Origin of the sequence: Actinomadura soli (genome assembly GCF_005889715.1) — a bacterium.
Classification (GTDB): Bacteria; Actinomycetota; Actinomycetes; order Streptosporangiales; family Streptosporangiaceae; genus Spirillospora; species Spirillospora soli.
Map to the genome: position 1 here is coordinate 1 of NZ_VCKW01000272.1, position 10,570 is coordinate 10,570.

Genomic DNA, 10,570 nt, shown 5'->3' on the forward strand with positions numbered 1-10,570 from the left:
GGGCGGGGCGGTCGGTGGCGGTCCGGTGGGCGAACTCGGCGGCGGCGGTGCGGCGGGCGAACTCGCCGGCGAGCGCGCGGCCGAGGACGTCGTCGTCCGGACGGTGCCTTTCCAGATAGGCGAGCGCCTCGGCGAGTTCCCCGGCGGTCAGGCGGCGCACCGGTTTCGCGCCCCAGCGCGGCAGCGCGGGATCCGGACGTCCGGACGGCGGCGCCGCGCGCGGTTCGGTGTTCACGAGTCACACCCTTCCTTTTCGGTCCCGGTGACCAGCGGCGCGGCGGCAGGTGGCGCATCAACCGCCTCGAATAGGATCGCCGCGTGCATTGGTGGAGCCAGCAGGCCTTTGACGCCGCCGCGGAGGCGCAGGCCGCCGATCCCTCGGCGGGGAATCTGATGGCGGCCGCCCAGGTGCAGGCGCTGGTCTCGCTGGCGGAGGCATTGCACCGCATCGCGTCCGTTCTGGAGGAACGGGACGGCCCCGAGAACGTCCAGCCGCCGAGCACTTCGCATTCCCGATCGGCGCATTCCCGTGCAGCCGCCACCCGATCGGCCGCCGCTCAATCGGCCGCCACCCGATCGGCCGCCGCCCAATCGGCCACCGCCCCCACGGCCCGTGACCGGCAGGCGAAAAAGGGATCGGTGCCCGTCCGGCCGGAACAGTGAAATACCGGCGCACCCGCGGGGGGCGCACCGGTATTTCATCGCGTCTCAGACATCGCTGAAGGACTTGCGTTCCGACCTGCCGTTCGAGCTCGCGGCGAGGCGGGAGGTCTTCGCGATGGGCGGCCGGGCGGCCGGGACGGTCCCCGCCGCGTATTCGGGTTCGGGCGCCGGGGCGGCCGGCCGCTCCTCGGGGACGGCCGGATGCGGCTCTTCGCGCGGACGGTCCCGCAGCCGCCGCGCCGCCTGCCGGATGGCACGCTCGCCGACCAGGCGGGTCAGCTCCAGGCCCCAGCAGTCGAGCTTGTCGGCGTCGGTGAGGTCGTCGCGGCTGCTCAGCTCGGCGGCGAGCCCGCCGAGCCGCTGCGCCTCGGACAGGTCGAACTCGCGCATGAGGTGGCAGCACAGCTCGGCGAGGGCCGCGTGGTCGCGTGCGAACGACAGTCCCGCCAGGTCGTTGTGCGACAGCCTGCTGAGCGCCCGCTTGCGTTCCAGCTCGCCGTCCGTGATCCGGAGGACGCCGTTGAGCAGCGCGACGGGACCGGTGCCGACGGCTCCGCTCTGGGCCGGGGCGAACGACATGCGCAGCACGGCCGCGGAGCCGAACCCGGCGGCGATCACCCGGACGATCACCAGGCTCGCCTCCGGCGTCGTCTCGGGGAGTCCGAACGTCCAGCCGGACGCGGTCACCGCGATCAGCGCGACGATCGACGCGCTCGCGTTGACGAAGACGAACAGCAGCCCGCCCGGGGACAGGGCCGCGGTGATCGGCTTGTCGCGGTACCGCGCGACCAGTTCGGCGAGGCCGATCGCGCCGCCGATCAGGGCGGCGAGGAACATCTCGACGGTCATGACCTTCCTCTACGCGCTGCGGGCGGCCAGCCGGCCGAACGGGGACTCCTCGGACCTGCCGCGCCGCGCCGGCAGCGCCGCGGGACGCTGCCGCGCCGCGAGCTCGGTGCGGGTGACCTCCAGGAAGACCAGCAGCCATTCCGCGGGGCCCGCCGCCAGTCCGTTGTGGGTGCGCAGCGCCTGCTCGCGTGCGCCGAGAAATGCCAGCAGCCATCGGGTGGGGCCTGACATCCTGGCGGCTCGAATTCGTGAATGCATGGGGGAGACCATTCCGTAGCCGGGTCGGGAAGTCGACGTCCGCCGGGTCAAATTTTCGCGACCTGACCCGTTCGCCGCGTCCATTTCTGACGGCCTGCCGCCCTTGCGCCGGAAACGTCCGGCGGCTTGGGTTGATCTTCGCTCCATTTCCGTTCGGCCAATGCCGTTTTAGCGGACGCGGGAATTCCTTGACGAAGAATTCCGGTTCCGCCGGGCGGCGAAGATCACCGTCCACGCGCCGCTGAACGTCCCGGAGACCGTCCAGGCCCAGGAGACCCCGTCCGGGCCCTTGGCGGCGCGTGGTGCACGGGCGGACGGTCGGGTCCCGGATCTGCCGCCTTGAGGAGACGCTCGGTGAATGTCAGGCGGTGGGGCAGGTGCCCCGGTATTCGGCGATGGCGCCGCCCGCCTTCGGCTCCGGGCAGAGGAAGCGCTCGTACCGGACGTCATTGTCGACGAACCGCTTCATCCACGCTATGGCGTACTTCGCGATGGTCGCGTTCGGGGAGATGAACGTGATGTGCAGGGCGTTCTGGAGTTCCAGGTACGCCTTTTCTGGAGCTGCCGTGAGGCTGGCGTAGAACGTCTCGGCCATCGTGCCCGCCGGGGCGATGAGGTCCCCGTCCGCGGCCATGATCATGGTCGGGACCTTGACGTCCTTCCAGTCGTGGGCGGTGCTCCACGGCGCGAGCGGGACCGCGGCCTGCAGCGACGGCCGGTCCTTCGCGGCCTCCAGCGACCCGCCGCCGCCCATGGAGTGCCCCATGGCGGCGAGCCGGGACGCGTCTATGCGGTCCTTCACCTTGCTTTTGCGGGCCATGTATTCGAGCGCCGCGAGAAGTTGCGCGCCGCGGGCGGCGGGCATGTCGAATGGGCTGTTGGTGTCCAGGGTCATGACCACGAACCCCTGGGACGCGAGGCGCGGGCCGTACCAGCCGACCGTCGCGCGGGAGGCGACGAAGCCGGGCGCGACGGCGATGGCGCCGAAAGTCCCCTGGCCGAGGTCGGTTGGCGCGTAGATCGTGCCCTTGTTGAAGCCTTCGCCGCTGCCCGCCGGAACCTCCATCTTCTCGATGGCGAACGGGCCTCGTCCCGCCGTGACGCTCTTCTCGGTCGGCGCGGGCCCGCGCTCATACGGATTGGCCGCCACCCGAACCGCGGCAGCAGAACGTCCGGGAACGGTGGCGGGACGTTCAGGAACGGCGGCGTACGCGGCCGGCATCGCGGTGGGCGTCAGGGCGGCGCCTGCGGTCAGAACGACGGCTGCGGAAAGCTTCGCCAGAGGCTGGATCATCGGGGCGTACCCTTCACTATCCGAACCGCGACAAGCGGATGAAAGAACTGCGGGACGCCCGATCGGGCATACGGACGGAGGGGCCACTCCCCCGAAGTGACCCCTCTCCCCCCGTTCCGCTGAGCCGGCCGGGGCGCGCACACAGGACCCGCCGCTCCCCCCGAAGCGGCTCGCACCGGCGGCCGTTCAGCGGATGCGTCGAACGTAGCGAGCCGGAGGCGGCGCCATGGACGCTTCAACCCCTCCCATCGATGAGCGGGCGGCTGCGTGCGACGAACGGAACACGCTCCGCGTCCACCCGGTGGCGTAGCGCGACGGACGATATCCGGCATGCGGCGGTCACCCTGGGTAGCCTGTTTCGCGCGGCGTGCGAAGAACGCCCGGACGTGAGGAGCTCAGGCGATGGCGGGACAGGTGCGACCGATCACGCTGGTGGGGACGCCGGTCCTGCACCAGCCGTGCAGGACCGTCGACGACTTCGACACGGCGCTGAAGGACCTGGTGGACGACATGTTGGCCAGCATGTACGAGGCGGACGGCGTCGGCCTGGCCGCGAACCAGATCGGCGTGGACCTGCGCGTCTTCGTCTACGACTGCCCAGACGAGGACGGCGGGCGGCATAGGGGAGCGGTCGTGAATCCCGTCCTGGAACTGCCAACGCTGGAGAACCGGCGTCTGGACGATGGCGACGAGGGCTGCCTTTCTGTACCGGGCCCACATGCGCGCCTAGCCCGTCCTGACCACGCGACCGTCCACGGCTACGACATCACAGGCGCACCCATCACGGTCGAAGGGTCGGGCCTGCTCGCCCGCTGCCTCCAGCACGAAACCGACCATCTCGAAGGCCGCCTCTACATCGACCGCCTCTCGGCACGCGCACGCAAGAAGGTCCTCAAGGAATACGAGTCCCTTCGAGCCGAAGCCGAAGCCGAGACCGAAGCCGGGACCGAACCCGGCACGCTCCCCGGCTAGGCGGTCACTCAAAGTCCCGTCATGGCGCTTGCCTGGCGGCTCGCGACCGAGGCGGGCCGTGCACGAGCGCGGCGTCGCCGCATGAAATGGCCGCTCGGGCCCGCTTCGGCGTCGCCGCAGTCGGGGGGCGAGCCGGACGCCCGCGCGTGAGCTGAGGCCCACTTTGAGACACGTCCTAGGCGTCCCAGACGGGAAGGTGGACGGTCGACGGGTGGCCCGCGTCGCGAAAGATCTCAACGTGGACGCGGCGTGACGCGACGGCTTGGGCCGCCGGTTCGCCGGTGCCGTGGTTGCGCGCGAAACGGGGGAAGGCGCCACCGGCCAGCATGACGCGGAGCCGGTGACCGCGCAGGAAGCGGTACGCGGTCGGGTGCATCTCGATCTCGGCCCGGACGACACCCGGCGTCGTGATGCGCAGGATGCCGTCGGTGACGTTGCGGGAGACGCCGTTGCCGTCGACATCGCAGAGCCGGACGAACAGGTCACCGTGACCGGTACTGGTCCGGGCGAAGATCGTCGCCGAGACCGTCCCGATCAGATCGAGATTCCTTTCCAAAGGCGCTCCGGTGAGGACGACCACGTCATCGCGGCGTTCGATGCGCGTGTTGTCCCGCTGCCCGCCCCGGCCTGGCGACAGGAGTGGGCCACCGACGGTCGGAGTGGGATCGAGAGGGTCGTAGGTGAATGTGGCAGGTTCGACGTCGGTGGGGTTGTCCCAGACGAGGGTTTGCGCAAGGTAGAGCGGAGTGGGACGGGTTTCGGGTGGGGGCCACTCGTCGAAGTCCAGCCAGCGGTCAGCCTTTTGCAGGTGCAGCCTTACCGGCGCCTGGCGAAGCCGGGCTTGGTTGCCGTTCAAGTGGGCGTCCAGCCAGGAGACCTGGTCGTGGAGTGTGGCTCGAAGGGATTTCGCGTCGTGTCCCCATGGGCCGATGGTGATGCGGACCTGGCGTCCGGCCGCGTGAAGGGCCGTGAAGTCGCGGAGCTGGCGGCGGAGGAAGAGGTCCCACCAGCCCGTCACCATCGTGGTGGGCGTGGTGGTCGCGGGCACGGCGGCACTGTGGTCGGTGGCCTTCCAGAAGTCGTCCCCGGGCTCCGCGTGGGCCGTCACCTCACGGAGGAACGGTTCAGGACGTCCGATGGCCGCCTCATCAGCCTCGCCTACCGGCAGGTACCGCATCGCCTGGCGGACGCGTCGTCTGTGGAACGGCGACTTCGCCCCGTCCCGGGTGCCCAGGGAGGACGACCATACGAGCGTGTTGTGCAGGGCGAGCGCCCCACCCGGATAGAAGGAACTCACGAATTCGGACGCGGTGATGCCGACGCCCATCGCTTCCAGGGGCGGGTCTGCATAGGGCGCGACCGCCCACCCGGTGAACCCCAGATAGCTGGCCCCGACCATGGCGACCCTGCCGTCACACCACGGTTGGGCACGCAGCCACTTGAGCGTCGCTAGGCCGTCCTCCTTCTCGTGGTGGAAAGCACGGAACTCTCCACCCGATCCATGGACACCGCGCACGTTCTGCACAACGACTTGGAAGCCGCGCCGTGCGAGCAGCACTGCGAACAGCCGGATGGCGGGCTGCCGTTTGCCGTACGGGGTGCGCATCAGCACGACCGGCATCGGGCCCGCGCCGCGCGGACGGTACAGGTCGGCGACGAGCACGACGCCGTCCGCCATGGGCACCCGCAGATCGCGGACGACCCCGAAGGGCGCCGCCGAGGTCTCGGGAAGGCGAAGAAGCCGCTCCGCAAACCGTCCGAGAGAAGCCGAGCGCACGAGAGAAGCTGGGCGTACGAGAGAAGCGGAGCGCACTGGGAAACCGGATCGCGCGAGAGAAGCGGAGCGCCTGGGGAAACCGGATCGCCCGTGGAAACCTGATCGTTCGGGGAAGCCGGGGCGTTCGGGGAAGGGGGATCGTCCGGGAGAGGCCATCGGACGCTCCTTCGCGTGTTCTAGATTGCAAGAATGATCGCAGTGCTCGACGCCCCGTCCAACCTCGGGCTTCGCCCGCCGCGCGAGGATCATGAGCCGGGGGTGCGGCGCCTCGCCCGTGCGTTGCGCGGGCACGGGATCCTCGGCCGCCTGAACGCCGAGGACGCGGGCCGCGTGGACCCGCCGCCCTACGTGTTCGGCCCGGACGAGGAGACGGGCTATCTGAACGGCCCGGGCATGTCCGACTATTCGGAGCGGCTCGCGTCGCGCGTCGGTGAGCTGCTCGACACGGGACGGTTTCCGGTCGTGCTCGGTGGCGACTGCAGCATCCTGCTCGGGCCGATGCTCGCGCTGCGCCGTCGTGGCGTGTTCGGCCTGGCGTACCTGGACGGGCACGACGACTACTCGCCGCGGCGGGATCCGGCGGCCTGGGCGGGACGGCTGACGGCGGGCGGGATGGCGCTCGGCCTGGTCACGGGCCACGGCCCGGATGCGCTCGCCGACCTCGGCGGGCTGCGTCCCTACGTGGCCGAGGAGAACGTCGCGCACGTCGGCGTCCAGCGGGAGCCTGAAGATCACGAGCTTGCCGACCTCGCCGCGTTCGACAGCTCGCGCATCCGCCGCTTTCCGATCGAATACGTCCGCGAGCACGGCGCGGACGCCGCCGCCGAAGGGGCGCGGGCCCATCTGGAGGCCGCGCCCATCGAAGGCTTCTGGATTCACCTGGACGCCGACGTCCTCGATCAGAGCGTCATGCCGGCGGTCGATTCACCCAATCCGAATGGCCTGTCGTTCGAGGAACTCACGTCCGTCCTGACGACCCTGGTGGCGAGCCCGCGCGCGCTTGGCTTCCACGTAGGCATCTACGACCCCGAGCTGGATCCGGACGGCATGGCAGGCGCGGCCCTGACAGACACGATCGTCACCGCCTTCTCCGAACGCAGCGACGCTTAGCCAGCCAACAACCGTTCGTACTCATAGAGAACACTGGCGAATTCACCGGTCGGCACCTCGCACGCATGCCCGGGCAGCCACAGATGCTCCAACCGGACGGTCTGGACATCCAGCCGTAGATGACACGCGTTCCCCGTGTGCTCCCACCCAGGACGCGCGTTACGAACGACCTCCAAATGGTGCCGGTGGCTCTGAACGTCATGAAGCAGAAACGCCAGCAGGACGTGCCCCTGCCCATACACCGACTGTGCGAACGCACTCGCGCTCGACGCCGCCGCCTCCAGGTCGACGCCAGAGTCACCCAGCTCTGGGAACAACACCCGCACGTGTTGGACGACGCCACCGACCTCGATCGGCTCGCAGGGGAGACGCAGAACCCTCTCCGGGTCGACATAGCCGTGCACCGGAACACCAGCGACGACCCCCGACCACGCTCCCGGGACGGCATGGACGAATCGAGCCTGCGTCAGGGTCTTCCCCAGTTCGGCCATGAGCCGTTCTACGTCGATGCCACGCGGCATGAACGTTTTGGTGCCGCTGCGTAGGCGTGTTCCCGTCTCGTCCAGCACGGCGAGGTCGGCCCAGCACGCACCGGAACCAGTCTCCATCACTCCGTGCGGGAGACATGCGTCCGGGTGCGGGGTGAGTCCGGCCACGTCCTCCAGTACGGCGCGCGGCGTCTGGACCAAGCCCCAGCCCTGCGTGCGGTGCGACACGGACCCGAGGGCCAGCGACGTCGCCATGGGCTCACCGGACGATGCCTCGCTCAGCGCCCGTTCGAGGCTGCGGCGGCTCTGCAGGGCGCCGATCTCCTGGAGGTACTCGTCCAGACACTTCCGCAGGACGGCCGGGTCGAGGTCACAGGACGCCCATCCGGCGACGTCCCGCACCTGGACGATCGTCCCGTCGAAGTCGAGGCGGTGGTAGCGGTAGAGCTCTTGCCACGGCTCGATCGGAACGCCGGTTTCGCCGGGTTCGCCGGAGCCGCTGGAGGCGCTGGAGCCGCCGCCCGGGTCGCCGGGGTCGCCAGGGTCGCCCAGGCGTCCCCGGGCGCGGACGATCGCCGACACGTCCTCGCCCAGGTCGTTGATGAGGAAGTCACGCAGCGGGGCGTGCAACGGATCGGTCTCCACGGAGACCCGCACGCCGTCACTGCGGAACCGCACTGGTAGCGATATCGCCATCCGGGTGATTATGCCGATAAGCGAAGATCATCACCTGTATGGCGAAATGTTAGGCCCCGTCAGGCCGCTCACACCGCCTCGCCGACCAGGTCTCACACGGCCTCGTCGGCCAGGGCACCCACCGGCGCGTCGCCAGGTCTCACACGGGCGCGTCGCCAGGTCTCCCACCAGCCCGTCGCCAGGTCTCACATGGGTTCGTCGGCCAGGTAAGGCGGGGCGGGCTCGTACTGGATGTAGCGGCGCACCGTCCGCGCGTGGTCGCGGCCGTGGATGCGTCCGATCAGCCACAGGGCCATGTCGATGCCCGCCGAAACACCCTGGCTCGTGACGAGATTGCCGTCCACGACATAGCGCGCGTCGCGTACGACGGTCACGTCACCACGCGCCTCCAACGCGTCCTCCCACGACCAGTGGGTCGCAACCCTTCGCCCCTTGGCCGGACCAGCCGCGTGCAACAACACAGCACCCGTGCACACGCTCGTCACCCAATCAGCCTGGTCCGCGACCTTGGCTATCCATCCCGTGACGGACGAATTGTCCACCTGAGCTTCCCGTGCCCCACGTCCACCCGGCACTAGGAGAACGTCCAACTTCGGATGGTCGTCCAGGACGTGGTCTGGCAGGACCCTCATCCCCTTGTTGCAGCGCACAGGACCAGACCCCTCAGCGATAAGCACCGCCTTGTCGTCCAGCCCACGCACCATGGCCGACGCAGTGAACACCTCCCACGGACCCACGAAGTCCAGTTCCTCTGCGTCCTCAAAGACCAGCAGCCCATAAGTCGTCATGACTGAACCCTCTCCCTCAGAAAGCCTGTTCCTCGGAACCGTTCCCTGTAGTCGGACGGTGCGACGCCCACATGCCGGTGGAACGCCCTGCGCAGCGTCTCGCCCGTCCCGAACCCGAGCCTCCGCGCCAGCGTCTCGACAGGCTCGTCGCCCTCCGCCAGCGCCCGCCGCGCCGCCTCGACACGCACCCGCTCGACGTACGCGGCCGGCGGGACGCCCAGTTCCGCCGTGAACCTCCGCTGCAGGTGCCGCACGCTGAGCCCCGACCGTCCGGCCAGGTCGGCGATGGTGTGCCGGGCGCCCGGATCGGCCTGGACGGACACCACCGCCGCGCGGATCGGGTCTGACGCGGGCTGCGCCGACCACAGCGGAACGCTGAACTGCGACTGGCTCCCCGGCCGCCGCAGGAACATCACCAGCTCCCGCGCCACCTCGTGCGCCAGGTCCCGCCCGTGGTCGTCCTCGACCAGCGCCAGCGCCAGGTCCATCCCGGCCGTGACCCCGGCGGACGTCCACACGCGCCCGTCCCGGACAAAGATCGGATCGCAGTCGACGTCGAGGCGCGGATACTCCCTCCTCAGCTGCTCCTCGCGCTCCCAGTGCGTCGTGACGCGGCGCCCGTCCAGCAGCCCCGCCTCGGCGAGCAGCAAGGCCCCGCTGCACACGGACGCGACCCGCCGCGCACCCGCCGCCGCCTCCGCGATCCAGCCGACCAGCCCCGCGTCCTTCCGTGCCCGATCGACCCCCGTCCCACCGGCCACCACGAGCGTGTCGACGCCGCCCGGCTCAAGGTCGTCAATGCCGACCCCGGCATGGACGGGCAGGCCACCAGACGACGGCACCGGCCCCGCCTGAGGCCCGACGACCAGGCACTCATACCGCCCGGTGATCCGGAACACCTCGTGCGGCCCGGCCAGGTCGAGCACCTGGAACCCGTCATAGATCACGAACGCGACGCGCATGCCTCTCAGGCTGTCGCCGCCCACGCCTTGGCGTCAACGACGGGCACCCCACACATCGCGCCACCCGCTGCGATGAGGGCTCCGTCACAGAATTAGCGGGTTGACACAATTAGGACGGATATGGCTAACTCTTACGCATGGAGCTGTGATTCTTCCTCCGGTTGAGCCGCCCGCCTGATACGGCGGGCCCGCTCCCGTCCATCCTCAGGCGTCACCATCGCACCACGCTGTGACCTGTGCCGCCATGCTGCATGAACCCTTTATCGGCCCCGGCTTCGCGCCGTCTTGTGGCCGAATTCAAACGTGCCCGGAGGTGTCCTTTCCATGCGTGCTATAAACAACCCCGAACCGAACCCCTTCATCAAGTCCAAGAAGAAGGGCAAACGAAAGAACTCCGACTTCAGGTCGGCGAATTTCGCGAACAACCGCCGCAACGCGCGGCAGATGCCCACCCGGCAGCTCAACCGGGGCCGCTGAGCGGCTCCCGGCCCCGGTCCACGGCGACCGGGGCCGGGAACTCCGCCCACGTGACCCCGCGCCCGGTCTCCGCGCCCTGGTCCACGCCCTGCTCCACGCCTTCGTCCACGCGGAACCCCCAGCGGGACGCGAGCGCTTCCACGATCCGCATCCCCCGCCCGGTCTCCGCACCCACCTCCGCCTTGACGTGCGGCGTGCCGCCCGCGCCCCCGTCGTCGACGACCTCCAGCCGGTAC

12 protein-coding genes and 1 pseudogene are annotated in these 10,570 nt (G+C 69.8%); 4 read left to right on the plus strand and 9 right to left on the minus strand.

Going from position 1 to position 10,570, the window contains the following annotated elements; translation table 11 throughout:
• The coding region (locus ETD83_RS34500; RefSeq protein ID WP_138649402.1) for a hypothetical protein at window positions 1-235 on the minus strand (235 nt) is incomplete at its 3' end.
• Window positions 236-318: 83 nt separating this feature from the next.
• On the opposite strand from ETD83_RS34500, the gene ETD83_RS43055 reads away from it, so the two are divergent.
• The gene (locus tag ETD83_RS43055) at window positions 319-663 is read left to right on the plus strand and encodes a hypothetical protein (protein ID WP_171064604.1); all 345 of its coding nucleotides are present in this window, start codon (window positions 319-321) and stop codon (window positions 661-663) included.
• 45 nt (window positions 664-708) lie between these two features.
• Here ETD83_RS43055 and ETD83_RS34510 read toward each other — a convergent pair whose 3' ends face one another.
• From ETD83_RS34510 to ETD83_RS34520, 3 genes are all read right to left on the minus strand, one after another.
• On the minus strand, window positions 709-1,512 hold the full coding sequence (locus tag ETD83_RS34510) for a hypothetical protein (protein WP_138649403.1): 804 nt from the start codon (window positions 1,510-1,512) through the stop codon (window positions 709-711).
• Window positions 1,513-1,521: 9 nt separating this feature from the next.
• Window positions 1,522-1,743 (minus strand): hypothetical protein, encoded by a 222-nt coding sequence (locus tag ETD83_RS34515; protein WP_138649404.1) that lies wholly within the window; start codon window positions 1,741-1,743, stop codon window positions 1,522-1,524.
• A gap of 388 nt (window positions 1,744-2,131) precedes the next feature.
• Entirely contained in the window at window positions 2,132-3,064 is a 933-nt protein-coding gene (locus ETD83_RS34520) for a poly(ethylene terephthalate) hydrolase family protein (RefSeq protein ID WP_138649405.1), read from the minus strand.
• Between the two features lie 402 nt (window positions 3,065-3,466).
• On the opposite strand from ETD83_RS34520, the gene def reads away from it, so the two are divergent.
• Window positions 3,467-4,036 (plus strand): peptide deformylase, encoded by a 570-nt coding sequence (def, locus tag ETD83_RS34525; protein ID WP_138649406.1) that lies wholly within the window; start codon window positions 3,467-3,469, stop codon window positions 4,034-4,036.
• 175 nt (window positions 4,037-4,211) lie between these two features.
• Here def and ETD83_RS34530 read toward each other — a convergent pair whose 3' ends face one another.
• Complete coding sequence (locus ETD83_RS34530) at window positions 4,212-5,813, minus strand: CocE/NonD family hydrolase (RefSeq protein ID WP_205718038.1); 1,602 nt, start codon at window positions 5,811-5,813, stop codon at window positions 4,212-4,214.
• 189 nt (window positions 5,814-6,002) lie between these two features.
• On the opposite strand from ETD83_RS34530, the gene ETD83_RS34535 reads away from it, so the two are divergent.
• Complete coding sequence (locus ETD83_RS34535) at window positions 6,003-6,923, plus strand: arginase family protein (RefSeq protein WP_138649407.1); 921 nt, start codon at window positions 6,003-6,005, stop codon at window positions 6,921-6,923.
• On the opposite strand, the gene ETD83_RS34540 is transcribed toward ETD83_RS34535, so the two are convergent.
• The 3 genes from ETD83_RS34540 to ETD83_RS34550 all read right to left on the minus strand — a co-directional run bounded on the left by ETD83_RS34540 (window position 6,920) and on the right by ETD83_RS34550 (window position 9,857).
• Window positions 6,920-8,107, minus strand: a complete 1,188-nt coding sequence (locus ETD83_RS34540; RefSeq protein ID WP_138649408.1) for a hypothetical protein — start codon at window positions 8,105-8,107, stop codon at window positions 6,920-6,922. The two genes, ETD83_RS34535 and ETD83_RS34540, sit on opposite strands and share 4 nt — an antisense overlap.
• A 185-nt stretch (window positions 8,108-8,292) precedes the next feature.
• Complete coding sequence (locus ETD83_RS34545; RefSeq protein WP_138649409.1) at window positions 8,293-8,895, minus strand: DJ-1/PfpI family protein; 603 nt, start codon at window positions 8,893-8,895, stop codon at window positions 8,293-8,295.
• Window positions 8,892-9,857: a GlxA family transcriptional regulator gene (locus ETD83_RS34550; RefSeq protein WP_329603030.1), complete on the minus strand. Its 966-nt coding sequence runs from the start codon at window positions 9,855-9,857 to the stop codon at window positions 8,892-8,894. The genes ETD83_RS34545 and ETD83_RS34550 overlap by 4 nt, the downstream gene beginning before the upstream one ends.
• 324 nt (window positions 9,858-10,181) lie before the next feature.
• Between ETD83_RS34550 and ETD83_RS43060 the strand changes: the two genes are divergently transcribed.
• Entirely contained in the window at window positions 10,182-10,334 is a 153-nt protein-coding gene (locus tag ETD83_RS43060) for a hypothetical protein (RefSeq protein WP_171064605.1), read from the plus strand.
• Here the strand turns inward: ETD83_RS43060 and ETD83_RS43065 are convergent.
• Window positions 10,318-10,570: pseudogene (locus ETD83_RS43065) on the minus strand (hypothetical protein); the annotation flags it as partial. The gene ETD83_RS43060 and the pseudogene ETD83_RS43065 sit on opposite strands and share 17 nt — an antisense overlap.